Here is a 25,631-nt window from a genome sequence, read left to right on the forward strand (position 1 = left end):
GTATTTAGGGCATATAAATAAAAAAGCCAATGCTAATAAAGGCGTTGACTTTTTCTACTTCTTCTTCTCTTTTTACTTTAGATTTTATTCAAAACCCGAAACAAATTTCCGTGGACATAAATTTCGATATTCTCTCTAATAAAATAACCCCCCGAAAATTTTATTACTTCGCTATTAAACTCTATAATTCGTGCGGTCAGCTCATATTCCTCTTGAAACCAAACATCTACCTCAATTTGATTCATTACACAGCATTGAAACTGCTCGTTTGATTTCACTTGTATACACTTTTTCATATTCTACCAACTCCTTATATAAGCAATAAAGCACTCACGAACAGAAGAGGAAATAACCCCAACTGAATACGAGTGCTTCTCGCTTATTATTTCACATGAAAAACCACAGTTAAAGTTTGATACATTACTACTATAAAATTAGAATATAGAAACTACTCCATCTTTTATACACTTGACAAATCACAATGATATTTATCTGGTATAAAAGATGCGACAAATTTATTTTTCCATTTTATAGTGGTAATTTCGGAGGAGTCACCTTCCGTTCCAAAAGGCTCTTGTTCAACAAAACCAATACCATGTATAGTAACTCCCTTGTATTTCTTCACATCATCCAGATGATTGTCAAGGCATTTTTTTATTCTATAGTCACACATATCATTCATACGGGAAATTGAATACAGATCAGATATTTGTTCTTCATTGTCATTGTAATAATCTAATATATCATTGATTTGATAAATTAAATTATCTGTTTCTATATCACTTTTTATAACCGATGAGTGACTTTCGTAGTCTTCTGAACATACTGATACTATACTCACATTTAAATGCCCATATTTATGATTTACATCTTCAAACACAAGTACGTTACACAGTGTACCCTTGCATTTTTTTTCTTCACACTTTTCAGTATTAATTAATTCTTTAAGTAATTTGCGTTCACTTTTCATAAGTAATTTAAATTCATCATTAAATTTTCTTACTGCTATTTCATCTATTACTACCATTAAGTTTTCAAAATTTTTCTTCGCATTTGAAGTCCAGTTATAAGAGCCAGTTAGGATTATTTTATTATCTATAATACAAAATTTATGGTGCATATAGTTCCTTTCAAAAGGCATCTTTAAAAGCTTAACTATTGCACCTTTCTCTTGTAATTTGCCTAAAAGCGATGAATACCGTTTATTCATAATATCATCAGATATTACTAATTCTATTTCCACCTTTTTTTCAAGCAAGTTATTGAATGTTTCAAGATAAATAGGAATATTAATCCAAGCAACAGCCAACTTTATACTCTCTTTAGTTTTTTTCAGTTCACGTATTATGACTTCTTCAATATTATCAAAATGAACATAAACTTCCGTCTCCATTTTGAATACTCCCTCCCTTACTCACACTAATCGTTGTCGAACAACAATTCCTAATTGTATGCGACTTTTATTTTAAGAAGCTTGTTTAAAATACTCCGAATTTGCATATGCAATGCTATTCGCCAAAATCATCCTTTGAAATGCTTATTAATCATCGAAATATTTAAATAACCCTTAGATTCAATTAAAAAATTTGTGACACACTCAGAACTAAGTTCTCCTTCTTTTACTCGAACAAACAACTCGATTAAAGCATACAAAGGAACTAATTTGAAATTGTGTTTCTTACCCAAATGGATCGCTTGGTCAATAGCCAACTCTTGGAAATCAGGTCTACCTAAGCATACATAACCATCTGGGTCTAACCGTGCTGATTGTGATATAACATCCCCTGCCTTTTTTGAATCAATATGCTTAGTCTTGTCTAATTTTGCCGTTACTTGAATAGTATACTTATGTCCATTATCTAAAATCATTAAAAGATCAGGTTCGCCATTGCTTTGCTGTGCAATTCTATCCACTGTACCATTAATGAAATCTATGTTAAACAATTCGCATAGTTTATGCTCAAATTCAAGACCTGGAACATTATATAAACTTTTAATTAGAGATGAATCGAAGCCTAATTTTTCAATTCTTCTGATATGATCTTTTTCCCAAAATTGCGAATTTCTATCTCTTTTATCGTTGATAGCTTTGATAATCTTATCGACTTTAGTAGGGTTTATTATACCTTTAAATTCTGAGGGGTCTTTCTCCAAAAAGTCATCCAAAGCCACTACACCAGATTCAACTAATCTTATTTTCTCTTCTCGTGTTAAATCCTTAGAAAGGATATTTAGGAAATGACTTCCTAGTGTCGATCTATTTGAAACACACTTATTAAGTCGTTCTATTTCATTTGAAAATTCTGGTTTTATCACGTTAGATATTTGATAAACTACATCTAGCATCCAACTCAAATTAAGTGAAACGCTTCTAATGCTAGCTGATGTAAATCCAAAACCTTTTTTTATGGTAGCTAGACTATTCTCGCTATAAAGTATCTCTTTGACTAACAAAACCATTGAAAATGATGCACACAATGATTTGGTTAACGGTCTTCCAATATTTGCGTGTCTCTCATACTCTGATAGATAAAATCCTGTCATTTCACCTTTGGAATGTTCTTCTACAAGTCGAACTTGTATTTTTTGTTTAAGCTCTACATTATCCCATCTTATCCTATAGAATTTCCCATTTACTTCCTCAGTTTTTGACAATAGAAATATAAGTTCAAGATCATTCAGTTGACTAAGTGTTTGTATATGTTCTACTAATAAAGAAAATGATTCTATAGAACAACCCATGGAAGCACATATTTTTCCCAATTCAGTTATAGTGATTTTAATATGTGCAGACTGCTCAAACAATCCATATGTTAGACAAATATCTATTCCTTTATTTATGTGATCTACAATCTGTTGCTTTGCAATATCATTATTCCAAGAAAGAGCCGCATAACTTTTAAATATAAAATCAGTAATATTTTCAACACTATCTCCATATCCTGATGCTACTACATCTAACACCCTTAAGCTAATATCCTTGCCTTCAAATGCTGATGTAAATTCCTCTAAAGGAGCATTCAAATATGTTCTTTTAATAAATTCACGTTCTACTGCATTTTTGACTAAAAAAATCCCCCTACCAAAATCGTTTTCTATTCCATAACGACCCGCACGACCAAATATATTTCTCACCTCACCTACACTCCAATTTACAAGCGTAGGGGGCGTACTTGTTGCATCCCATTTCTGATGGTCTGCAAGTATTACAGTCTTACATGGAAGATTGACCCCCATTGATAGAGTAGTAGTTGATACTAATATCTTGATATGTTTTTCTTTAAAACCTGCTTCAACCAATCTACGCTCGTTAAGATCGCAGTCAGAATTGTGGAATGCAATAGAATTTCTGAGTGTTTCTAATAATTCATCACGTATTTCAGTTTCAGGTTCGTCTCTAAGTTGACCAATTACTTTTGATGCTGCTGGCATCCTCGAAAAGTAGCGCGCCAAATCTTGGGCTAATTGTTGTGTTGATGGGACTGAGTTCTTGATAATTATTATTTGTTCGCCCTTGTCCAATAAATATTCAATTAAGCCATATAAGTTAGTAGCATTTATTTGCTCTTCACCAATTAATGATGTATTCCATTCTTTATATTCAAATTTCCCATTTGTAAATAATACTCCCTGCCTTAATTCCACAGGTCGTTTATCTACTTGTATTACTTCGGCTCCAAGCCATTTATCAAAACCATTTAGCGAACTTAGTACTGCACTTAAAGCTATAATTTGGGTTCTTTTATTAGACTCTTTCATTTTAGTCAATAAAAGTTCCAAATTCCCCCCTCGTTGTGGGTCGCTCATCATTTGTACCTCATCGACAATAACACAATCACAGTTATTTAACATACTAGGACTGGCTATTAGCATTCCCGATAGTTTCTCATAAGTCATTACTGCTATATGATAGTTGCCAACTCGAATATCATCATCATCATCCCTATGATCTCCATCAGAAATTCGAATATTAAACCCTAGATCGTGATATTTTTCTCTGAAATCTTCATATTTTTCATCTGCTATAGCTTTAAATGGTACTAAATAGATAGTTTTTTTATTCGAATATGAATATTGAATAGCAGCCATTTCACCTATGAAAGTTTTCCCAGAAGAAGTAGGGGCAGCTATTACCAAATTGTTCCCACTAAACAAACCTTTATTAACCGCTTCCTCTTGAATTGGGGTTAAATTGCATAAACCAGCATTTTCCCACATATTTATAATATCCGCTGGAAAATCTAAATTTAACAATTTTCTAATTTCCATAAGACACCTCGTTGTTTTTTTATGAAATCCTCTTCCAAAATAAAAAACCAAATAAATCAAAAAATAGTTATTTGTCACCAGTTAAATAGTACCATAATTTGTCGTAATATAATATATGAAGATAAAAAGACAGTCGAAGTGACTGTCTTTTTATCTTCATATATTATATTACCCAAACACCGAGACCGTATTCAGACCTGTAACTGTTGCACCACTAAAATCCCATCCACCCAAGGGGTGCGCCTTACCGCTGACACTAGAAAGTCTTAAATGCCCTCTGTCTCTATGTTTAAGAGTAACACTATCAATATCGTTATATACAGTAAAATAATTACTTCCCTGATAATACAACTCCAAATCACCATACTGTCCACCTAATACTACATAATTATTAGGAGAGCCATTTTGATATAGTCTTGCAACGGATAGATTTGTCGTATCAATCTGGCTGGCTGTAATTTTCCCTGCTCTTATCTGATCAGCGGTAATCTCTCCAGTGTATACACCAGTAGAAGTAATATTTGTCAGCTTTGGCGAACTTGAAGCCAATGCCCCAACTTCACTCGCACTGTATGTTGGCTTTCCTACATTTGCCCAACTGATACTTCCACCTGTCATGTTCATGTTACCACTAAGATTCACATTTGTTGCAATTAAGTTTCCTCTCAGATCGCAATGATAAGGAAATGCTCTTCCTTCATAAGTTCTCAGTGGTCTACTATCGTTTATCACAGCTTGTCCTTCCATTATCCCATCTTTTGAAATAATGAAGCAGTGCAAAGTACCACCTATAGCTTCATCCGCTACATACTCATACGATTTCAAAATCGCTTCTTCAATACCTTCATACTGTCCTTTAATCTCAAGACAGTATGCCAAGGCTTCTTCCTGATTTGCCCCCATAGCATAGATTTTACCTTTACTGCTGTCTTGCTTTGTAAGTAACAAATCCTCACTATTAATAAAGTAATATGCTGGCTTGCCTAGTTTCATCATCAATATCTTGATTACAAATCCAGTATCATCTTTAGGTTGTTTCTTCTTCGTTTCAGTAAATGTCTTCTGTACATTGTGTTCAATAGATTTCAATGAACTCTTCTCATTAATTCTATTGAACATCCGCTCTGCAAGCTCCACATCACCGCTGAAAAAGATCACTTTATCACCTATTTTTCTAATTTTCTTATACTTGTCTGTTACAAAGTAATGTTTTCCATTAACTGTTATGGATACACGACTATCTGACGCTACAAAAATCTTATCATCATCAAAATAGCTAAAACATAAACTCATGATTTGATCGCTTCTTTCATTTCTATAATTTTTAATTCTTTGTATTTTTCATTTTCCACTTCTACTTCCTCCACAAAATCCGCATAGATAATGCCTATATCATCAACTTGCAATCGTACCTTACTGCATCCAACTTCCGAAATTCCAGGCAAAGCAACTAGCCTCACGCTTGCGTCATCAATAATGTTGTGCATTGTTACGCCCACATCAACGACTTTTGGTGCTTCGAGTAGCCTATCGCGGCTGACAAGAAAAACTGAATAATCTTTGTCCATACGAGTCAGTCCATTATCGAGATTCCCTTTCAGCATACTCCTTGTAATATCCAACTCCATTACTTCATTAATTCTCGCTATGGCATTAGTGGAACTTGGTGATTCGAAAAGCATTCCAGTATCATCAGCCTTATTTACTACAAGTGCTATGCATTGTTTTGAAAATCTTTCTCCTGCCCTCTGTGCAGCGTTACTGCTGTATGCTTGAACTCCAAGATTGTCCAGTGAATAACCTAAATCATGATTAATTCTCCCTAACGATGGTCTATTGTCCATCCTTCTATTCTGCTTGTACTTTGTATACTGAGTCATCCAATCGTTAAGAAACTCAGTTATGTGAATTATTTCACTTATCATTTCATGCCTATGTGTAAATTGATGTGGTTTACCATAATATGATGGCTTACTGCTATTTTTCACACGCACTAATGAGTTTCTACATGAGTTAAGCAATAGTGCTAACATCTCCATTGTTTCTGCTTGAGAAAGTTCTCCAGCCTGACTCATAAACCTCTGATTCTCCATAATTTCTCTACATAAAGCTTCATCCTTCTTTCTCCATATTGAACCTTTCGCTCTTTGTAAATTTTTTTCTTCTGTTGTTATTGATTTTGCCATTTCTAAATGCCTTCTTTATTGTGTAATCTCCGTTTCCCCATATCACATTTATGCAAACGCTTACAAAATATCTTATGAAATTCCGCTATTACTACTAGTATAACATACCAACATCTCATTTGTCAACAAAAATATGCATTAATGTTTATATATGGTATTTTGTTTTCTTTCTATTCTTTCAACTAATCCTTTACGTTTCAATTCATATGCTTATTCTATTTTCACACTATTAGCATTATTCAGCTTCATTCAACCATTGATCAAGCCAGACCATTCATTGTGCTATGCAATTTAAGGCTAAAAAAAATTAAGAGTAAAAAATAAAGTACCTATGCACAGAGCGTAGGTACTTTATTTTGCCTTTATAACATTTTTTCCTAAAGCCCACCTGCTTCATTATGAGCAAAAGCAGGTGGGCGACCTCTATATTGTGTTACATCTTGTTTTTCCTCATTTGAAGAGCACTATCCTCCTGCACTTCATTTGAATTTTTCCCCTTAACTTCCTTTGAGTAACTCTTGTTGTATTGTATTTCAATGCTAAATTGGATACGATTCAAAAAAAATAAAGCGATGTATCCACCAAAAAGAACAGTAACCATACTTGTTAGAAAGCCTAATAAATCTGCCATCCAGATTTCCCCCTAGTATTAAGAGGTTTCGCCCACCTAGAGACATACTCTATTATGATAGCAATGTTTTTATTTATATTCAAGCACTAATCTCGCAATCTGCTTTACATGCCGTAGGGCTTGAGGTAGTAGCTCAATATACTACAAGCATTCTAAATATTTCCCCATCTATCTAGTTGATGCATTATTTATGAGAAATTGTGCTACTTCTTCACACTTTGTCACACATCTTCACACGAAATTATGGGTCAAGGTATACATAAATGTTTATTTAATTATGGTGCGGCGATTCTTCAAAATATAAAGCCTGTCGTGGTAGAACAGTGTATGGGAATTTATGGTAATAAAATAATGGTCTTGATCTAAACTATCCCCCCCTATGTCTATAAGTGTTACCTAATACGGATTAGAATATCACTTAAATATTTTTAAAATTAGTAAATGTAATTTGATCGCCATTATATCAATTTATAATTTTTCTATAAATTTATTAATTACGTTCATCAATTTTTCATCGTGTCTGTTGTCAATATCGAAAATATATGATGATAACTCTTTTCGTACCAAATCGATAGCATTAAGCTTACTTTTATTAAGATGATTCTCTGCTATTTGTCTCTCAAACTTTATCCAATTTGACTCTTGAGAATTTTCAGAGACGAGTAAAACATAATAATCAGATGATTTTAATCCTTCTGTGATTTGTCTATGTAAATCTTGACCAAGATTTAGGTTTTCAACATCATACCATGTATTAAAACCATCCTTCTTCAATAAATCAACTAATATATTTGCGTAACTTCTATCTTTATGACTATAACTAACAAACACTCTATTATTATTTTTCTCCATCGTCATCCCTCTTATTTGCTGTAGAAATTGGATTAGGTATATTATCAATTTCTATACTCCGTCCATCTTCTCTTATTTTTTCGATAGCTATAGCATAATTTATTCTCTTATTTTCATCACCCTCACCAAAAGAATCAGGGTCGTATTTCATTTTTCGTACATTCATATAAATTGAAGATTCAAGCAGTCTATACCTTTGATATAGTTCTTTCATCTTAAAGGTGGAATGTAGTCCAAACATAATTGCCGAGAACGCTGTCGCGATTTGAACCAATAATCTCGCATATTCATTATTAGCAACATATTGAATTGTAAAAGGTAAACTCAATGATGTTATAGTTGTCCATAACACAATATAATAATGCATAGCCCCGTATCTCCAAGCCCTCTTTTGCCATATATATAATACAGGCGTTATGCTGTCATAATGCTCTTGCAACCATCTCCTTAATTCCGATGATAAAAAAGCGGCATCATTAAATGCATTATAACGAACTGACTTAACCTTCAATTGTGGTTTGAAAATCTTATAGAAAACTACCGCAGTTATTATAACAGACATTAAATAAAGAATTAAAATTACTCCCCACACATCATCAAGCACTTTCATAAATATCCCCCTACAGAAGTATTTATCAATGTAGTCCCTATATACAGAATCAAGTATCTCCTCTTTTTAATTTACATGCAATAATTTAATTAGATACGAGTACAAAAAAACACTCTTATCGAGTGGTTAGTCCTTGTATATGTGTGCTACAGCTTTCTGCTTATCGTCCTCACTTGGCATCGAATACCTTAAAATCATATCCGCACTTGAATGACCACTCAAACTCTGAATCACACTAATATCTTCTCCTGCGCGTACAAGACCTGTAATGAAGCTATGACGTGTCTGATGAACATTGTGTCCATTCTTCTCCATTAGATGCTGAACGCTCCTGATGCTGATACGATCTTGTCGATTACTGAGGAATAGGGCAGGGTGGCTATCTATTCGTTCATCAAGGTACTTTTCAATAGCCCTTCTTGCTTCAACGTTGAGTGGAAGTGTACGCTCCTTGTTACCTTTACCCAACCTAACTATCAACGAGCCTTTACGCTCGCTTACATCAACATCTGTGCGATCTAAAGCCACTAATTCAGACACCCTAATACCAGTCATAAGCAACGTCATCAGAATTGCAAAATCTCTTTTATTGCCTGTACGATCAATATCTCTAATCAGCTTATTACGTTCCAGCTTATCCATTGCTTTTGGTGCTTGCTTCTTTATATCGGCAACTTTCACGATTGCTATGTCTTCAATAGTATCGTTCTTCCCAGCCCACTTAGAGTACGACTTTATTGCATTCCACAACTTATTGATCGTAGATGCTGATTTCTTCTTAGCTGATAAGTAATCGATGTACTGTTGAACATCTGATCTTGCGTAGTCCCTTAGATTCGTTCCTGCTCCATCTAGCCACTTCTCGAATTGCTCGATAGCGTGACCATAAGTTTTAATTGTTGTTGATGATTTGCTCCGTAAGCCTTCAATAAGATATTGGTCTAACATACACCTTTCACCCCTTAAAATGTCGTTAAATAATTCTACGCAATATTTTCCGTTAGTTAATCCGCTATTTATGTACAATATCCGTTCAATATACGTCTTATTATAGCATAGAATTATAGTTCTACGCAATAATTCTACGACAATACATCTTTATTTTTTAGTAATACTATTTTTATGTATATAGATGTTATAATAATGCCTACGACCATTTTCTTGATTTGGAGGAGAATCATGTATAAAGTAGAGTATCTTATATTGACTAAACAAGAAGGCTCATTTTGTGACAGCGCAATTACTTTTATTAAATTGCTTGAGGTCGATTCTAGTATTTCTATTGAAGGTAGCAACATTACATATCAAAGCAACAACATCTCAGTGAAAGCTATTTATAAATTAAAGACAGGTGAAATCAGTGAAAAAAAAGAACGATACTTTCATTTAGAAGTTGAAAGCATCTCTTCCGAGGATCTGGACAACTTCTCAAGTTTAATTACAAAACTAAAAGAAATCTTATTAAGAATTTCTCCTAATAATACTAAAGTGAATACACTTTGGGATGATATTGGAAGAGAATATGCTATAAAAGCATATCCATTAATAAATGAAACTGAAAATTTAATGCGTAAACTTATCTCACAATTTATGCTCATCAATGTTGGAATGGATTGGTCTGCTGAAGAAATACATGATGAAATCAAAGAAAAAATTCAACGGTACGAGCAACAAGAATCATATGTTGATGATTTATACAAGACCGACTTTATTCACCTTTCTGATGTATTATTCAAAAAATATAGAACTTTATCAGTTGAACAGATGAATAGACTACTATCAGGTATGAGAAAGTCTGAGGATCTGGATATTTCTATTTTAAGAAAGTTTATTCCCCAATCAAATTGGGAAAAGCATTTTGATTCCAAAATCAAGTACGACGACAAAAAACTAAAGGATAAATGGCATTTACTCTACACACTTAGAAATAATATTGCCCACAATAGATTTATTAGCAAAGAAGACTTTCAAAAAATTAATGGATTGGTTAATGAATTAAATAAAATTATTATAACTTCTATTAAAAAGTTGGACGTTATTAAGTTGGAAACGCAGGAAAAAGAAGAAGTAAAATTGTCCTATAAACCTAATTCAATGGCATACATGGGCTTCATAGCTGAGAAAGCAGTAGCAGACTGGTATTTAACTAGAAGTAACGTTAAGTCTATAATCCCAACTTCTGATGGAATAGATGTAGGTTATGATTTCATTTTAGAGTTTGCAACAGATTCTCAAGAGAAAATCGCTGTTATTACGAAAACTAGGAGACACAGATCAATTTTTTCAGATTTAAGATTATCAATCAAAAAAGCAGAGTATCAACTAATTAGTAATTTTAGTGAAATTCATCTTGTTTTAGTAATAAACGATTACTCCCCTGAGATGCATATCAATACTAGGAAGCTAGATGAACTACGTATACATACAAAAGTTTCAATCATTATTGGTTTTATTAATAAGAAGGGGTTCTTTAACCCTTTAGAAATATAACGTTTCATTACCAGTTCTTCCTATCGCTATATGCAGCAAACTAGTAAATATCCAATTATCAACTGTTTCACAAGTCTGACCCACCTGATCATCCTATCGCTCCAGCGATATGAGTTATCTATTTTTCATGTCATTTTTTTAGTTGGACTACATCGCAAATTATAACAGGCGGAGCATCGTAGGACACTCAATACAGTTGAAAATGTGCCGTGAGGGGGACGAGTGCGCTTGCGCGCTCTGGGGGTGGTGCGGCAGGTGATTGAGTTTTGTAGCGACAGCGGAAACAACTCAATCAGTTGGTTTCAGCACCCCCATTAACCATTTTAATCACAGAATTTAATCAAACTATGCTCTAACTTCTCTCGATTCACCTTAATAGAACATCAGTATTTTACATGAACAATTACCAAAGTCATCACGCTCTCTATATAATAATATAGGATGATGACATGAACAGATTAGCAATGTGCTTACAAAACCTCAACATGTTTATTGTGTATTCGTATATTGCTGGTTTGGATTAAATCTATAACTCTTTCGTCCTTTGCTATTCGAGAAAAATTAGATACTTTTATGTCGGACAATATTTGCTTCTTCTCATAAGTCCCTTTCTCTTTAGCGGTAATATATTCAATGAATTTATCCACATTATCTGGCTCTTTTGTAGTAAATCCGTTCCTAGTAAAATCAAGCTTTATTGCTTTCCTTTGTACCATTCCTTTTATTTGACTAAATACGCTAGATATAATCTCAGGGTCGCTATTTACAAGGAAAAACTCTCCTTTGGGATTGGAATTTCGCTGAATACGTTTTATACTTTGATATATCTCTGCGGCTATAAACCCCACCTGAACAAGGTTAAGTTCAGGATTTACAAATCGTCCTTTAACAATATTTAACGATCTTTTTCCTATACCATTCTCAGCATATTGCATGTACTGAATCGGATACTTTTCATATGATAGATTCGGAGTACCTATAATCCAACACTTGGTAAAGTCAGAATAGAGATTTTTGCCAACCAAGTTATTGAACCAATTTATTGCGTACTCTTGATTAAAATAATCATCGCCCACACCAATAGAGGTTACACCAGACTGTAGCAACTCCAAACGTATAGAATTTGCATTTTCTTTATGACATATAATCAAAGTCTTATCATCTATCTTATGGTTACTTTTGATTCTGGCGCTAATCTCTGCAAAATATTCATCTTTGTTATGCTTAATTTTTTCCTTACTACTATTAAAATCAACAATGTGGAAAAAGCTTTTGCTATGATCAACAATTCTTTCTTGACCTAAAAGTGTGAATCGTTTGTTGTCAACTCTATAAATGCCATCTACTATTGCTCCTGCATCGAGAATAATATTGTTTTCAAGCCCCCACAGACTATGCTTTTGATTACAGGTAGAAATATTACCGCCATTGTAAATACACTTATTGCTATACCAAAGTGCCAGTCCTTCAATAAAGTTTTCGACAGTCTTACGGTGAAGCATATTACTTATTGATTTCATATTAACTTCCATCAGTTTCATGAAGTTTTCAAGTGTTCGTGGATTTATCTTCAGTTCACAGCGGATGCATCTTGTTTGGTGCTTTTCAATAGAATTTTTTTGTAATTCACGTAATAACTTATCACACACTTTATCAAGATCACCTTGAATAGATATGCCAAGAATACTCCTAACTTCATCGTATACAGTTTTCGAGAACGTGAAAATGGGGAAATTGATTTTCTCGTCAATAATCAATACATTCCTATCCTTTGAATAGGCATCTCGCAGTTCGTCTTTTAAGCATAAATCTTTATATCGTTGATGGGTTATAATGATTACTCTAATATCTCGTAGACGTTCACAATTCTCTTCCCATTTTTGAGAATTTTCAGAAGTTATCCCTAGAACATTAGGTTTCATACCCATATTCCAATGTTTAAAGTATTCCTCTGTATCGATCACATCTTTCTTGAATGGCTTTACAATTAGAAACTTATTCGTGTTGTTCCAGTCATCAAAGCTTTCATCTATTATTCTATTTGTCTCTCTGCTCTTACCTAAGCCAGCCTCAAAGCCAAAAACATTAAAATGCAAAGGTCTATTTATCCTAGTGTTAATAGTCCTCTCCAATTCTAATATTTTTGATGTGTATTCTTCACCATAAAGGTCAACATAGTCTTCGCTTGTTTGTTTATGATCTATATGCTTCATTTGTAACGACTCCCTTGAAACTCAATTTCGGCGATGCACTCTCCATTAAGTGATATTCCTGACCACATGCCCTAAAGCGCCAGCCCTTTATAGTTCCTCTATGTTCAGTTGCTTGCGCAACTTCAATAAAATTACTACCTTTGCATTTTAAGCATTGTTCAATCCGATTGGAGACATTGTATATTTATTATGTATCCCTAATGATAAATGGCTTGATGACTTCCTTACCTCCGATATGTGTGAAAGGCATCGGCTCGATACCTGTAATACCAGCGGCGCACAGATCAAGGACACATTCATCCTCGACTTCTTTATGAACTACTGTGTCTTGATCAAAGATAATAGCAATATCATCTTCATCCTGCGTTACCGTAGCATTGTGCAACGGAAATTCGTTTGCTCCTACCTCTGGCAACACAATACTCGTTCCTATATATCAGATCGTTGACTCATAATGTTTATCCCGATAAAGTTATCTTCCGAGTCCCACAGTAATTTGCATTTTACATCTGCTAAACTCCCTTGATGATGCATTGATTTGTTTTTAAGGTAGATATACATTTGGCAATCACCAGCAATTGTAATCTGCATAGTAAACATCCTCTCTCTCAACTTCATTAGCTTCAAGAAACTGTGCCTTTTAATCTCAACAGTTCTCTTTCAATTTTTGCTTGCTTTTCCCAAAGTATTTCTAAGTCTATCTTATTTTCCGCGACCATCTTCTCCAACTCTTCTATTCGATCATTTGTAGTGTCCAATGTAGCTACTTCCGTTTTTCTTGTAGTCACAGAATGGCTATTACGCAATGCTTGCAACTCTTCTACATGCTTGTAGACTCTTTCCCAACGCGCTTTTTTCTCTTCATCAGAGATTGATTTATCAAAAGACAGTCTTTCCATCTCGTCAAGTATCTCTTTTGCTTTCGCCATTTTTTGTTGCTCTCTATCCCAGTCCATGAAATAACCATCCTCTTTTCCATTCGCTGCATTGTTGCATAAATGATATTTTTCACATTGTGATTTGTTATCATTAGCTTCTTACTGGTATCATATAATGTTAATTCAATGTCCAACAGAGAACGAATGTTTCCTTCTGCTGCTTCTCACCTAAATAAATAAAAAGTAGACCGTCCCTCTCAAGGTTGATGGTCTACTTTTCTGATCGTTTATACCTTGTTTGAAGCCAACCGTTCTTAAAACGGTGATCGTATTACGAGTCATTGGTGTTAGCGCATCTTTGTCTCAATTGGAATATTACCACTATAACCCATCTGAAATAAAGGCATATTTTATTAGCTTATTGCCTCTTCATAAAGCCAACATCCATGAACTCGCTCAATAGTGCCTTGAATCCTCCGGTGGTATATGTGAGCGGAATCCATTCCAGAATCATTAAGTTTATCAACAATATGGTCATAGATCGGTTCGACAAATAGCCGCTCCAATGCTAATCTCGCATCCTCAAGATAAAGTCGCTTAAATTCAGCAAGTGTAAGATTGGCATGGCTTTGCTTAATCTTGTACTGCCGATAATCGCTAATGTTAGCAATCAAGTTATCAATATTGCCGCTCCAGTAGTTGTTCCATTCTTGAAGATCGTCATCTGTTTGAAGTAGGAAATTCAATGTCTCTTTCCAGATATAATTAATGTCGTTGTATTGCAGTAATTGAATCCATGCATGCTTTGATGTACCAAGATTGGATAGGATGGATTCGTAAGTATCATAGTCCGTATTATTAGTCTGTTCTTTGAGTAGTTTAGCAACTGTCATGGTTATTCGCTCCTTAGTTTGGTTTTTGGCAATAGGAAAGTAAGGATATGTATATACATTCCTTTAGCAAGATGATATAATCGTTTTACGAGTATAGACGTTAAACGTATATACTTTCTACACTCACTATAAGACTATAGACGTTTAATGTCAATAGTTGATTTTACTTTCGGAGGGAATATCATGGATAAACGGTACACGTTGATTTGTAACTTGGACGATATTTTGAAAGAGAAAAATATTACTCCATATAGACTTTCAAAGGATACAGGAGAACGAATAGGAACTATTTACAAAATGGTCGGTGGTAAAGACGGTAAAGTTAAAATTGAAGATGCTCGATTCCCTGCAACTTTGTTAGCAAATGTGTGTGGCTATCTAAACATTACAATGGGCGATTTATTTACTGTCATTGAAGAGAAGGAGGACAAACAATGATTTCAGATAAAACACTTCTCGAGCTTGGTGTAGTTAAAAACGAAGCAGGAGTCTTCATCCCCAAGGATTTCTGTCTTGTATCTCTGCTCAATTGGTATCAATCAAAGGACGTTAAGTTGAATGACGAACAACATGAAGCCATTACGGATTTCTTGTTCCATCTGGAGTTAGATTTAGGTATTTGTGATGGGACTAACAAGGAATATCTAAAACAGAGGATTGTTAATTAAGATTGATTATTGAGCGATGTTTAGTTAGATTTATATCACGCCACTTCCATAGCCATTCCAATAATGCTCTACGCCCTCTACTCACCACAACCAACATTCCTGTGTCTGAGCCTACCAAGGAGCGCACAACCTTACATGATGCGCTCTCATTGCTATTGAGGAAGCAGGAGACACCGCTCAACCACGCTACGAGGATTTCTACAAGAATCACTCAGCCAAGAAAGATACTATTATTCTGAGTAGTGAACCGACAAAACTACTTAATTCCCAAGGGATTTCTGAGCATTTTACACTCCAAAATTACCCTTGATATTTTGCCCGATTCTCCCCTCTGGCTACCATTTTGGGGTGATAATTTTCCCTCAGTTTAGGATATGCCAAGCATCCCCCATAAAGCTATACCGCTCTATGGTTGAGGTGTCAATTCCGAAATTTGATCGGCGTGATATTTTTCGGAATCTGCCCTCAGTGGAGCGAAATCGGCGTGATATTTTTCACCCAAAATGGGATATAATATTCTTTTTAAATCTTTAATATTCTTTTAATATCTCTTGTCGAACGAAGTTCTCCAATCGGGCGGCTTCGCCTTGTGTCGCTTCGCTTATGGGGCTACTCCCCTTTCACTTTGTCGGACGATAGCATTAATCGATTATCGAAATAATGAAGTAAGTATCGGTATTTTTGCTTCTAAAACACAAAATATTAATTTTGAATAGTCATAATACTTCTTTAGTGACTTTTCATTCAAACAGCATTAACCCATACATCAATTCTGTAAACTCTCTCCAGTATAGCTTAATGCGATTCTATTGGTTTAGCGATTAATATTCCCCTTTAATTGATTGTAGTGCGTATGGCTGTACGCAAACGCTTCTCAGTAGTATTCAGGAGTATAGTCGCTACAAAATATAGCTATGTATCTTGGTCAACCAGCATAACAGTACCCATTTTCCTGATATGAACAGACAGTACCAAGTAAGGAACGTAGATTAGATAGATGAAAATACTCTTCAAGGCTATGACCTGCGATTAGCCATTCCAGTATCACTTCACGCTCCTCAAATTGTCTGATCAACATTTCCCTGTTTAAGCGCTCTGAAGAGCGTACAACCATATGTGATGTGCTCTCAGATGCTATCAGAGCGGCAATTGCCTTGAGCAGGACGCAGAGTGAGGTTACTGGTTTAATTGGAGCAGTGATGAATATGTATGCATTGGGGGTAAACAAGAAGAAACCTTACCGCCACTAACATGCAATAAGCTTTCTTCTTGTTGATTCCTTTAAGCTATTCCAGCACAGTTTTACGCGCTCTTGCTGGTTAGGTGATAATTCATTCATCCTATCTGATTGAAGAGCGTCAAACTATACACAAACGCCTCACAGCAGTATTGTAAACAAGGAGGCTCAGTCAGTTATATTATACACTTCCCATAGCCCCATAGCTGAGTAGCTAATTTGCTATTCTGCAAGTCTTTAACATCAATTTTGTTATTAAAAAACCTCTTTCCGCCCATGTATCACCTCAAGTATAGTTACTAGCCTTTCTCCAAGGGATAACGCATCTTCTAATATATCAATCACCTAAACCTACTAGCTATTTGCTGACAGCGGTGAGTTACCTTACTATACGAACGATTCATCAAAGTCATCATTTACCTAATCATTAAGCGTTTTATAGTATTATAAATCTAATATTAAACTTTTATATAGAAGGGATGATTTATTTGGAGAACAATTTTGAAGAAACACCTATACAAGAATTACCTATTCGCAGATTTTACTTTTCTGTAACCTTAATGTTGAGTCAAATGCAACATAATAAAAGAGGACAAGAACTTTTTTCTGGATTGTACACTTGCATAAATTCTTATCATGATGAATCTTTAGCATTGTTAAGAGCAACAACTAAATTGTTTAAAACATCTTTAGAGCAAGAACAGAAATTTAAAACCAGTTATTTAAAAGAACGATCTGAAATAGATAAGCTATTAATAGATGAAGATGATGAAGAAAAAAAAGAACATTTAAAAATTATTGTCTCTAGAAATTTAGAAGCAAAGAGGCACTTTTATGAAAACTTAGACCTAGAACAAAATGTGTTTTCATTAGGAACTATTGTTCAATTTCTAAGTTCATTTGAATCAACTTTACATTCATTTTATAAAAAAATAATTGAAATAGACACGCACCTTCCGAAAATAGAAGATGTTTGTAAACGTGACAAAGGAATAATAAAGTACCTAAAGTATTTTGAAAAAGCACTTACTACAAATCCAAATTCCGTATTAATTGGAACTCCTGATTTTCAAAAAGTACATCAATGGATTGATTTTAGAAATAACATTGTACATAATAACAATCTATCAACAGAAGAATTAAAGAATGTAATCAATCAACGAAAATTAAGTATCCGTTATAGAAGAGGGAAATTTATTTTTAATGAAAGTAATATTAGAGACATAGCCGATATATGTGGTGTAACTCTTGATAAATTAGTTGAAGAGGTGTTAAGACCATACTTTAAACAATCAGGAGCATTAGTTGAATAAATTACTGTTCAGAGTTTCTATTTGGGTTATTTGCCATACTCAACTAGATTACTCACACTCAAAGATAAAAAGAAGTAATCCATCACAACCTTGATAAAGATGGATTACTTCAATGTTAGAACTCACGACAACAAACTGGTAAGGTCGCCGTTCAACTCTATGCAGCTACCCCTCAGTAAGGAAAGGAAAAGGAAAGTCATCAGGATAAGATTCACTCAAATCCGCAAATGTCTCACCTAGCTTAATAATAAGTTTGCTTTGTTCTAATTCGTTAAGGATAAGTGTAGTTCTAATCGAACTTAATTCAACATCACATCTTAAAATGATTTCTTCCACTGTTGCAAAATTAAAATCAGCACCATATTCTCTTGCAGAACTTTGAATCAATCCAATGATCTTTTCATAGGTATATTGCCTTTTAGACAGTTCAATCGCTTCATACACCAAAGACTTATATTGTACAAAAAGCACTCTTTCTTCTTCGCTCACATCGTTCAAAGAAACCATTATGAATCCTCCATTTTAATTAATTTGATTTTTGGTGAGTAAGGCATCCCTTTCTTCAAGTAACTGCTTTATCTCCTGCTTGATGGCTTTGCGGCCTCAGATGGAGTATTGGGCGCGGAATGTTCCAAAGCCAATTTACAGTGACGTTGGGCGATTTGTACAAGACGTGTGTTGGTTGCATCGTCTTCTATTTGAACTGTGAATTGTCTAACCACAGGTACTCCCTCCAATTATTATCAACGTAATTTAGATGTTTAGAGAGTTTAATGGATTGTACCTATCGTTTTGCTCCCGCAATTCATTACCCCACATAGCAACGTATCGCATTGTCACAGCTATATTTTGATGCCGCATTAGCTTCTGGATAGCAAAAGCACTCATACCTGACATAGCAAGTCGATGACAAAAAGTATGCCTGAATGTGTGCGGTGACACTCTTATGTTTGGAAAATTCATCTTCTCGCCTAAATATTGAAATATCTGCATTAGTGAAAACTCAGTTATCTGATTATAGTCCCTCTTTGTGAAGACATATTCGCTAGTCTTCCCCCAGTGTTGTTTGCAGAAGGTTTGATATGCTCGAAGTTCTTTGGTTAGTTTCTCTGTCATAGGTAATGTCTCTCTACGTCTCGTTTTGCCAAAGACAGATATTGATTGATTTTCAAAATCAATGTCTGACCATTTCAAATTGATAATTTCCCCTCTTCTAATACCAGTACCTAAAATCACAACAATAAGCATGTAGTCACGATAGGCACAATAACTCTTCTCTCTGCGTTTAATTCTCCTATAGTAACTCAACATTTGAATAATTTGCTCGTCATTAAATACTTCAACTTTCACATCATCTTTCAATAGCTTAATTTTTTTAACTGGACTGATCTTTATTACCTCGCACTCCACCATGTAGTTGAAGAATGCTCTCATTCTCATAAGTTTTGTGTTTACAGTACCAGCTTTATTTCCTTTTTCTTGACAATGTATCAAGTAGCTTTTTGCGTGACTTTGTGTAATATTTTCAACGTTGACTACTTCATTCTCCACACAGTAATTGATGAACTCGCCAAGTAACGTTTGATAATTCCTGATGTTAACCTTTGTCGTATTCTTGAACGTGCGGTCATCTAAAAAATCTTGAAATGCAAACTTTAACAACACAAAAAACCACTCCTTAATAAATATTAAGAAGTGGTTATTGCTTCATTTATTATTTGTAACAGTGACTGCTTCACAAATCGAAGTCAAAATGACCACAATTCAAGGAGCATATTGGTCTGATGGTTTAGAGCAGAAAGGCTGAAAAGCCTTATCTACCCTTATTACATCATGCCGCCCATACCGCCCATGCCGCCCATATCAGGCATGCCAGCGCCAGCACCCTTAGGTTCTGGTTTATCAGCAACAACGGCTTCAGTTGTCAGGAACATAGCCGCAACGGAAGCTGCGTTTTGCAGCGCGGAACGCGTTACTTTCGCAGGGTCAACGATGCCCGCTTCGAACATGTTTACCCATTCGCCAGTAGCTGCGTTGTAGCCTACGCCGACTTTTTCGTTTTTCAGACGCTCAACGATTACGGAACCTTCTTGTCCTGCGTTCGCAGCGATTGTGCGAATCGGCTCTTCGAGGGAGCGCAATACGATGTTAACGCCAGTTTGCTCGTCACCGTCTGCGTTAACAGCAGCAACTGCATTGTATACGTTGATCAGAGCTGTACCGCCGCCGGATACGATGCCTTCTTCCACAGCTGCGCGAGTGGAGTTCAGTGCATCTTCGATGCGGAGCTTGCGCTCTTTCAATTCAGTTTCAGTAGCCGCGCCGACTTTGATTACCGCTACGCCGCCGGACAATTTAGCCAGACGCTCTTGCAGTTTCTCTTTGTCGAACTCGGAAGTTGTTTCTTCCAGTTGCGCACGGATTTGGTTCACGCGAGCTACGATGTCGGAAGCGTCGCCGCTGCCGTCAACGATGATCGTGTTTTCTTTCGTTACGCGTACTTGACGAGCGGAGCCCAGTTGTTCTACAGTAGCCGATTTCAGCTCAAGGCCCAGCTCTTCTGTAATCACTTGGCCGCCAGTCAGAGCAGCGATATCTTGCAGCATTGCTTTGCGACGGTCGCCGAAGCCTGGAGCTTTAACGCCTACGCAAGTGAATGTGCCGCGAAGTTTGTTCACTACCAGCGTAGCTTGCGCTTCGCCTTCGATGTCTTCAGCGATGATCAGCAATTGCTTGCCGGATTGAACAACTTTCTCAAGAACCGGAAGGATCTCTTGAATGTTCGATACTTTTTTATCCGTGATCAGGATGTATGGGTTGTCGAGGACAGCTTCCATTTTATCCGTATCTGTGATCATGTAAGGGGACACGTAGCCGCGGTCGAATTGCATACCTTCAACCACTTCCAGCTCCGTAACGAAGCCTTTCGACTCTTCTACAGTGATAACGCCGTCGTTGCCGACTTTTTCCATCGCTTCTGCGATCAGTTGGCCAACTTCTTCGTCTGCCGAGGAGATCGAAGCAACTTGTGCGATCGATTGTTTGCCTTCGATTGGTTTTGCGATAGCTTTCAGCTCTTCAACAGCTGCTTTAACCGCTTTTTCGATACCTTTGCGGATAACCATTGGGTTAGCGCCAGCTGTTACGTTTTTCAGACCTTCGCGAATCATCGCTTGAGCCAGAACTGTAGCAGTTGTCGTTCCGTCACCGGCAACGTCATTTGTTTTTGTAGCTACTTCTTTAACGAGTTGTGCACCCATGTTTTCGAAAGCATCTTCAAGCTCGATTTCTTTCGCAATGGATACGCCGTCATTCGTGATGAGCGGGCTGCCGAATTTTTTCTCCAGTACAACGTTACGGCCTTTAGGGCCGAGCGTTACTTTAACCGCATTTGCAAGAGCGTCAACCCCGCGCAGCATGGAGCGGCGAGCTTCTTCACTAAATTTAATGTCCTTAGCCATTATCGATTACCTCCCGGAAAATAAATAAATGTATAGTGATACTTAGGTTCTTGCTCTATATGTCCCTAACGGGGCTTATCCAAAGATCGCGTGAATGTCGCTTTCTTTCATAATCAAATACTCTTTGCCTTCGTACTTGATTTCAGTTCCTGCATATTTGGAGAAAAGAACGCGGTCGCCTTCTTTTACTTCAAGCGCAACACGAACGCCATCTTTCAACGTACCGCTGCCTACTGCTACTACTTTGCCCTCTTGCGGTTTCTCTTTAGCCGAGTCCGGCAATACGATACCGCTTGCGGTAGTCTCTTCTTTTGCGATCGCTTCGATCAGTACGCGTTCACCCAAAGGTTTGATCATTGAAAATAGCCTCCTTAAAAAGTTTGTCGCTTATTGTTTTTTATTAGCACTCGTAAGCGTAAAGTGCTAACAACCATAATTATCATACTTTTTTTTCGCTTCGATTTCAAGTGCTTCCTCTATTTTATAGCCGCCCACGGGCACTTTAACCATTATAGCCTTTTGTAAAATAACCTATAAGGAGCAAGCCGTCTTTTTTTACTCCCGCTTCAATGAACGCTTATCTGTTTATCTGCCGAAAACTGATAGTCGGTTTTCTTCCCGCCTGCCTCGGTATAAAAGTCGGCCAAAGCCTTGATGTTATACTCGCCTGCCGGAAACGTATCCCCTTTCAGAAACGCTTCAATAAAAGCTGCTTGTGAATCTGAATCGATATAACCAGCCGTTTTTTTGTAGGGTAACTCCAGCCACATTCCTTTTTGCATCTCAGTCGTAATTAATGGATCCTCCATGGAATAACCGAAGTCGATTCCCCTCGTCAGCTCCGTTACGCCAAACGCGACCGGATACATCGCATGGTAGATCGTCTCCGATTCCTTATCCCCGTCATATTTCAATAACGCCCTGATCGCCACAGCATCCTCTGTTCCATAGATCGACTTGCCGGTATCCAGACGAAGAACAAAATCCCCCATCCGAGATTCGATAAAAGCCGGTGCTGGCGATGCCTGTTCACCTTGCCCGCCCCCGCCCCGTTCCGGTTCGTCGATTTTATTAACCGATTCGTTACTGCAGGCACTGAGCACCAGAACTAGCAGAAGTACATACAGGTTTTTCATCCGTCCGCCCCTTTGTCAATTTTTCACTATTATCTCTGACGAGCAGGGCGCCCATTTTGTTCCTGATTTCAAGCGCGAATTCCGAGCGGAAGCATATAGATGCCGGACTCCTCGTCATGACTGATTTTCACATCAACGCCATAGACAGTCCTCATAACAGCCGGTGTCACTACGGTCTCCGGATCGCCCATAACAAGCACTTCGCCTTCCTTCATAACAATGAGATTGTCGCTGTAGCGAATCGCTTGATTAATATCATGGAGCACCATCACAATCGTCAGGCCATGCTCCGCATTCAGCTTTTTCACAAGCTCGAGAATTTCAAACTGATAATAGATATCCAAATAAGTCGTCGGCTCATCCAAAAATAAGATCGGCGTCTTCTGCGCGAGCGCCATCGCAATCCACACCCGCTGCCGCTCGCCCCCGGACAACCGGTCGATTCGCAGTTCGCGCTTGCCGATGAGATTCGTGCTGGCGAGCGCCCATTCCACCGCTTCTTCGCCTTCGTCGCTATCTGGCCGGAAGAGCCCTTTGTGCGGAAGTCTGCCGAAGCTGACCAGCTTCTCAACCGTCATATCTGCCGGCGCTTCATTATGCTGATGAACGACAGCCAGCTTTTTCGCAAGCTCCTTCGGCTTATAGCCGCTAAGCTCCTTGCCGTCCAGCACGATTTGCCCGTGGCGGGGCGCATAGTTGCGGGACATCAGTCCAAGCAGCGTCGACTTGCCGCTGCCGTTCGGTCCGATTATCGTCGTAATGGCGCCTTCGGCCACGGTGCAGGTTACATTTTTAATAGAATCGGTTTGTTTATCGTAAGAGAAGCTCAGCTCGTTAATTTCCATGATGGCGATCACTCCTCCTTAGCATAAAAATGAGAAACGGGCCGCCGATCACGGTCATTATTATAGAAGCGGGAATTTCGGTCGGTGCCAAAATCGTTCTTCCAAGCGTATCCGCCGTCAGAATTAGAAGCGCCCCCGCCAAAGCCGAGAACGGAATCAGCGCCTTATGGTCGGAGCCCACCGCCATTCTTCCGATGTGGGGGACAAGCAAGCCAACGAAAGCAATCAATCCGCCGACTGCCGTTGCAACAGAGGCCAGCAGCACAGCAACAACGGAGATCAGGAGACGGGCTTGTGTAACCCGCAGCCCCAGATTGCCCGCCGTTTTATCCTGCAGGGAAAGCATATTGCACCAGGAAATAAGAAACAGGGACAGCACCAGTCCGATCGAACCGTACAGTCCCAGTATTTCGACGTCGGCCCAGGTTTTCATCGTAAAAATCGAGCTGATCGCCTGATTGACGGACGTTACCGCGTAACTGCCCCGGTAGTTAAAGGATTGTGCCAGTCCCGTGAAAGTCGCATTTATGGCGACGCCCACCAGAATGAGCCGCATCGGCTGCAGTCCTGAACGCCAGGAGAATGAGTAGACAAGCAGACAAGCGATCGCTCCGCCAATGCAGGAGAACAGCGGCATCCAGAAATACATCGCCGGAAAAATCGTCACCATCAGCAGCGACACGAGTCCCGCTCCCGAGGAAATGCCGATTACACCTGCATCCGCCAGCGGATTCCGCATAACGGCTTGAAGCAATACACCCGATACCGCGAGCGCCGCTCCTGTAAGCAATGAAACGATCAAGCGCGGAAGGCGCAGATCCCGGATGACCGCGACCTCTTCATTCGTTCCCGTTATTAAACCTTTAATCAGCTCCAAAGGGCCGACCTTAATGCTTCCAGTCATCGCCGAGAATATCGTCACTCCCAGCAATAAAATAATGACGGCGCTAAACCACGCAGCTTTTTTGTACATAACACGCTTCCCCCAATTATGGATACAGCATTCCCATCAGCGCATCCAGCGCTTCGTTTGCCGCCAGATTGCCCGTCGTTCCAAACAACGACTCCTCCAGGTCATACACCCGGCCGTTCTTGACCGCGTTGAAGTGCTTCCAAATATCATTCTTTTTAAATTCCTCGTCGAACATCTTCACAACTTCCTCCGGCATGCCGTGTGCCGCCCGAAGAATAACGTCGGGATTCGCCTGCTGCAAATATTCCGTATTGGAAGCGAGATACTCAACTTTTTCGCCTTGCACGATATTGACACCGCCCGCTAGTTTCACGAGATCGCCGATATACGAATGCTCGGTCGCTACTAAATAGCTGCCAGGCACACCTAGCAAAATAAGTACGGTTGGAGCGGGACGGCCTTCGGTTTTTTGACGGATATCGGCAATTTTATCGTCGTAGCCTTTCACGATCCCCTTTGCCTGATCGGCACGATCGTATTTCTCACCCAGCTTTATAATCGCGTTTTTCATGTCGCCAAGACTCGTCAAGTTAAGAAAAGTCGCATCTACGCCGACATTTTTGAATACCGGCTCGAGCTCATATTGGAGTGTCGTAACGGAAAGCACCTCCGTCGGTTTGAGCGATTTGACGATTTCCATATCCGGGCTCATCGGATTGCCGACCTTTTTCACGCCATCATAACGGGACGGCAGCGTTTTGGAACTGGAAGGAATGCCGACAACATCGTCAATTCCCAACAAGTCCAGCATTTGCGTAATCGCAACAGTAGTCGAAACGATACGCGCCTCCGGTTTTTCTGAAGGTACTGTGGTTGCAGCCGCTTGTTGAACATCCTGCCCTGGTTTCTCAGTTGGCTGCGACTGCGCCGCACAGCCTGCTGTGAGCAGAATCAGCAGAGCGAGCTGCGTGAGCTTTGTTCCAAACCCTTTCATCAATAGCCCCATTCCTTTCTCTACAAGGAGAAAAATCGATAA

Annotated in this window: 24 protein-coding genes; 4 read left to right on the plus strand and 20 right to left on the minus strand. The window is 37.9% G+C overall.

The features are described 5' to 3' along the window. Nucleotides 1–460: 460 nt before the first annotated feature. The 8 genes from IEX98_RS22045 to IEX98_RS22080 all read right to left on the minus strand — a co-directional run bounded on the left by IEX98_RS22045 (nucleotide 461) and on the right by IEX98_RS22080 (nucleotide 9,496). Entirely contained in the window at nucleotides 461–1,393 is a 933-nt protein-coding gene (locus IEX98_RS22045) for a phospholipase D-like domain-containing protein (protein ID WP_188891469.1), read from the minus strand. Nucleotides 1,394–1,521: 128 nt separating this feature from the next. Further along, on the minus strand, nucleotides 1,522–4,269 hold the full coding sequence (locus IEX98_RS22050) for a DEAD/DEAH box helicase (RefSeq protein ID WP_188891471.1): 2,748 nt from the start codon (nucleotides 4,267–4,269) through the stop codon (nucleotides 1,522–1,524). A gap of 168 nt (nucleotides 4,270–4,437) precedes the next feature. Then, complete coding sequence (locus tag IEX98_RS22055) at nucleotides 4,438–5,562, minus strand: hypothetical protein (RefSeq protein ID WP_188891473.1); 1,125 nt, start codon at nucleotides 5,560–5,562, stop codon at nucleotides 4,438–4,440. Continuing rightward, nucleotides 5,559–6,455, minus strand: a complete 897-nt coding sequence (locus IEX98_RS22060) for a hypothetical protein (RefSeq protein WP_188891475.1) — start codon at nucleotides 6,453–6,455, stop codon at nucleotides 5,559–5,561. The genes IEX98_RS22055 and IEX98_RS22060 overlap by 4 nt, the downstream gene beginning before the upstream one ends. A gap of 433 nt (nucleotides 6,456–6,888) precedes the next feature. Next, the gene (locus IEX98_RS22065; protein WP_188891477.1) at nucleotides 6,889–7,086 is read right to left on the minus strand and encodes a hypothetical protein; all 198 of its coding nucleotides are present in this window, start codon (nucleotides 7,084–7,086) and stop codon (nucleotides 6,889–6,891) included. A gap of 468 nt (nucleotides 7,087–7,554) precedes the next feature. Further along, nucleotides 7,555–7,938, minus strand: a complete 384-nt coding sequence (locus IEX98_RS22070; protein WP_188891479.1) for a toll/interleukin-1 receptor domain-containing protein — start codon at nucleotides 7,936–7,938, stop codon at nucleotides 7,555–7,557. Continuing rightward, on the minus strand, nucleotides 7,925–8,548 hold the full coding sequence (locus IEX98_RS22075; RefSeq protein WP_188891481.1) for a hypothetical protein: 624 nt from the start codon (nucleotides 8,546–8,548) through the stop codon (nucleotides 7,925–7,927). The genes IEX98_RS22070 and IEX98_RS22075 overlap by 14 nt, the downstream gene beginning before the upstream one ends. A 126-nt stretch (nucleotides 8,549–8,674) precedes the next feature. Beyond that, nucleotides 8,675–9,496: a tyrosine-type recombinase/integrase gene (locus IEX98_RS22080; RefSeq protein ID WP_188891484.1), complete on the minus strand. Its 822-nt coding sequence runs from the start codon at nucleotides 9,494–9,496 to the stop codon at nucleotides 8,675–8,677. A 231-nt stretch (nucleotides 9,497–9,727) separates the two neighbouring features. Here IEX98_RS22080 and IEX98_RS22085 point away from each other — a divergent pair, with 231 nt between their 5' ends. Beyond that, on the plus strand, nucleotides 9,728–11,038 hold the full coding sequence (locus tag IEX98_RS22085) for a HEPN domain-containing protein (protein WP_188891486.1): 1,311 nt from the start codon (nucleotides 9,728–9,730) through the stop codon (nucleotides 11,036–11,038). 470 nt (nucleotides 11,039–11,508) lie between these two features. Here IEX98_RS22085 and IEX98_RS22090 read toward each other — a convergent pair whose 3' ends face one another. The 4 genes from IEX98_RS22090 to IEX98_RS22105 all read right to left on the minus strand — a co-directional run bounded on the left by IEX98_RS22090 (nucleotide 11,509) and on the right by IEX98_RS22105 (nucleotide 15,022). Next, nucleotides 11,509–13,251 carry a hypothetical protein gene (locus IEX98_RS22090; protein WP_188891488.1) on the minus strand — a complete coding sequence of 581 codons (1,743 nt, stop codon included), beginning with the start codon at nucleotides 13,249–13,251 and terminating at the stop codon, nucleotides 11,509–11,511. Between the two features lie 187 nt (nucleotides 13,252–13,438). Further along, nucleotides 13,439–13,669 carry a hypothetical protein gene (locus tag IEX98_RS22095; RefSeq protein WP_188891490.1) on the minus strand — a complete coding sequence of 77 codons (231 nt, stop codon included), beginning with the start codon at nucleotides 13,667–13,669 and terminating at the stop codon, nucleotides 13,439–13,441. A gap of 205 nt (nucleotides 13,670–13,874) precedes the next feature. Further along, entirely contained in the window at nucleotides 13,875–14,207 is a 333-nt protein-coding gene (locus tag IEX98_RS22100; protein WP_188891492.1) for a hypothetical protein, read from the minus strand. Nucleotides 14,208–14,542: 335 nt separating this feature from the next. After that, the gene (locus IEX98_RS22105) at nucleotides 14,543–15,022 is read right to left on the minus strand and encodes a hypothetical protein (RefSeq protein WP_188891494.1); all 480 of its coding nucleotides are present in this window, start codon (nucleotides 15,020–15,022) and stop codon (nucleotides 14,543–14,545) included. 183 nt (nucleotides 15,023–15,205) lie between these two features. On the opposite strand from IEX98_RS22105, the gene IEX98_RS22110 reads away from it, so the two are divergent. From IEX98_RS22110 to IEX98_RS22120, 3 genes are all read left to right on the plus strand, one after another. Further along, nucleotides 15,206–15,460 carry a helix-turn-helix domain-containing protein gene (locus IEX98_RS22110; RefSeq protein WP_188891496.1) on the plus strand — a complete coding sequence of 85 codons (255 nt, stop codon included), beginning with the start codon at nucleotides 15,206–15,208 and terminating at the stop codon, nucleotides 15,458–15,460. Beyond that, nucleotides 15,457–15,690, plus strand: coding sequence for a hypothetical protein (locus tag IEX98_RS22115; RefSeq protein WP_188891498.1), 234 nt, complete (start codon nucleotides 15,457–15,459; stop codon nucleotides 15,688–15,690). The genes IEX98_RS22110 and IEX98_RS22115 overlap by 4 nt, the downstream gene beginning before the upstream one ends. 1,725 nt (nucleotides 15,691–17,415) lie before the next feature. Beyond that, entirely contained in the window at nucleotides 17,416–18,240 is an 825-nt protein-coding gene (locus IEX98_RS22120) for a hypothetical protein (RefSeq protein WP_188891500.1), read from the plus strand. A gap of 165 nt (nucleotides 18,241–18,405) precedes the next feature. Here IEX98_RS22120 and IEX98_RS22125 read toward each other — a convergent pair whose 3' ends face one another. The 8 genes from IEX98_RS22125 to isdE all read right to left on the minus strand — a co-directional run bounded on the left by IEX98_RS22125 (nucleotide 18,406) and on the right by isdE (nucleotide 25,589). Further along, nucleotides 18,406–18,747: a hypothetical protein gene (locus tag IEX98_RS22125; protein WP_188891502.1), complete on the minus strand. Its 342-nt coding sequence runs from the start codon at nucleotides 18,745–18,747 to the stop codon at nucleotides 18,406–18,408. A 246-nt stretch (nucleotides 18,748–18,993) separates the two neighbouring features. Beyond that, nucleotides 18,994–19,905, minus strand: coding sequence for a tyrosine-type recombinase/integrase (locus tag IEX98_RS22130; RefSeq protein ID WP_188891504.1), 912 nt, complete (start codon nucleotides 19,903–19,905; stop codon nucleotides 18,994–18,996). Between the two features lie 161 nt (nucleotides 19,906–20,066). Beyond that, on the minus strand, nucleotides 20,067–21,701 hold the full coding sequence (gene groL / locus IEX98_RS22135; protein WP_188891506.1) for a chaperonin GroEL: 1,635 nt from the start codon (nucleotides 21,699–21,701) through the stop codon (nucleotides 20,067–20,069). Between the two features lie 75 nt (nucleotides 21,702–21,776). Continuing rightward, nucleotides 21,777–22,058, minus strand: coding sequence for a co-chaperone GroES (gene groES / locus IEX98_RS22140; RefSeq protein WP_102714681.1), 282 nt, complete (start codon nucleotides 22,056–22,058; stop codon nucleotides 21,777–21,779). 209 nt (nucleotides 22,059–22,267) lie between these two features. After that, nucleotides 22,268–22,837, minus strand: a complete 570-nt coding sequence (locus IEX98_RS22145) for a hypothetical protein (protein ID WP_188891508.1) — start codon at nucleotides 22,835–22,837, stop codon at nucleotides 22,268–22,270. A 68-nt stretch (nucleotides 22,838–22,905) separates the two neighbouring features. Further along, nucleotides 22,906–23,682: an ABC transporter ATP-binding protein gene (locus IEX98_RS22150; RefSeq protein WP_188891511.1), complete on the minus strand. Its 777-nt coding sequence runs from the start codon at nucleotides 23,680–23,682 to the stop codon at nucleotides 22,906–22,908. Beyond that, nucleotides 23,672–24,655, minus strand: a complete 984-nt coding sequence (locus IEX98_RS22155) for a FecCD family ABC transporter permease (protein ID WP_188891513.1) — start codon at nucleotides 24,653–24,655, stop codon at nucleotides 23,672–23,674. The genes IEX98_RS22150 and IEX98_RS22155 overlap by 11 nt, the downstream gene beginning before the upstream one ends. A gap of 16 nt (nucleotides 24,656–24,671) precedes the next feature. Then, a complete protein-coding gene (isdE, locus tag IEX98_RS22160; protein WP_188891693.1) occupies nucleotides 24,672–25,589 on the minus strand; it encodes a heme ABC transporter substrate-binding protein IsdE in 918 nt (305 codons plus the stop codon). Nucleotides 25,590–25,631: the final 42 nt, after the last annotated feature.

Origin of the sequence: Paenibacillus radicis (ex Gao et al. 2016), from assembly GCF_014641555.1 — a bacterium.
In the GTDB taxonomy this organism is placed as follows: Bacteria; Bacillota; Bacilli; order Paenibacillales; family Paenibacillaceae; genus Pristimantibacillus; species Pristimantibacillus radicis.

Coding starts and splice junctions, on each gene's coding strand:
- IEX98_RS22065 (WP_188891477.1), bottom strand. CDS start 7,086: ATGGCAGATTTATTAGGCTTTCTAACAAGTATGGTTACTGTTCTTTTT.
- isdE (WP_188891693.1), bottom strand. CDS start 25,589: ATGAAAGGGTTTGGAACAAAGCTCACGCAGCTCGCTCTGCTGATTCTG.
- groL (WP_188891506.1), bottom strand. CDS start 21,701: ATGGCTAAGGACATTAAATTTAGTGAAGAAGCTCGCCGCTCCATGCTG.
- IEX98_RS22090 (WP_188891488.1), bottom strand. CDS start 13,251: ATGAAGCATATAGATCATAAACAAACAAGCGAAGACTATGTTGACCTT.
- IEX98_RS22075 (WP_188891481.1), bottom strand. CDS start 8,548: ATGAAAGTGCTTGATGATGTGTGGGGAGTAATTTTAATTCTTTATTTA.
- IEX98_RS22145 (WP_188891508.1), bottom strand. CDS start 22,837: ATGAAAAACCTGTATGTACTTCTGCTAGTTCTGGTGCTCAGTGCCTGC.
- IEX98_RS22060 (WP_188891475.1), bottom strand. CDS start 6,455: ATGGCAAAATCAATAACAACAGAAGAAAAAAATTTACAAAGAGCGAAA.
- IEX98_RS22105 (WP_188891494.1), bottom strand. CDS start 15,022: ATGACAGTTGCTAAACTACTCAAAGAACAGACTAATAATACGGACTAT.
- IEX98_RS22050 (WP_188891471.1), bottom strand. CDS start 4,269: ATGGAAATTAGAAAATTGTTAAATTTAGATTTTCCAGCGGATATTATA.
- IEX98_RS22125 (WP_188891502.1), bottom strand. CDS start 18,747: ATGGTTTCTTTGAACGATGTGAGCGAAGAAGAAAGAGTGCTTTTTGTA.
- groES (WP_102714681.1), bottom strand. CDS start 22,058: ATGATCAAACCTTTGGGTGAACGCGTACTGATCGAAGCGATCGCAAAA.
- IEX98_RS22055 (WP_188891473.1), bottom strand. CDS start 5,562: ATGAGTTTATGTTTTAGCTATTTTGATGATGATAAGATTTTTGTAGCG.
- IEX98_RS22100 (WP_188891492.1), bottom strand. CDS start 14,207: ATGGACTGGGATAGAGAGCAACAAAAAATGGCGAAAGCAAAAGAGATA.
- IEX98_RS22155 (WP_188891513.1), bottom strand. CDS start 24,655: ATGTACAAAAAAGCTGCGTGGTTTAGCGCCGTCATTATTTTATTGCTG.
- IEX98_RS22110 (WP_188891496.1), top strand. CDS start 15,206: ATGGATAAACGGTACACGTTGATTTGTAACTTGGACGATATTTTGAAA.
- IEX98_RS22150 (WP_188891511.1), bottom strand. CDS start 23,682: ATGGAAATTAACGAGCTGAGCTTCTCTTACGATAAACAAACCGATTCT.
- IEX98_RS22080 (WP_188891484.1), bottom strand. CDS start 9,496: ATGTTAGACCAATATCTTATTGAAGGCTTACGGAGCAAATCATCAACA.
- IEX98_RS22085 (WP_188891486.1), top strand. CDS start 9,728: ATGTATAAAGTAGAGTATCTTATATTGACTAAACAAGAAGGCTCATTT.
- IEX98_RS22045 (WP_188891469.1), bottom strand. CDS start 1,393: ATGGAGACGGAAGTTTATGTTCATTTTGATAATATTGAAGAAGTCATA.
- IEX98_RS22070 (WP_188891479.1), bottom strand. CDS start 7,938: ATGGAGAAAAATAATAATAGAGTGTTTGTTAGTTATAGTCATAAAGAT.
- IEX98_RS22115 (WP_188891498.1), top strand. CDS start 15,457: ATGATTTCAGATAAAACACTTCTCGAGCTTGGTGTAGTTAAAAACGAA.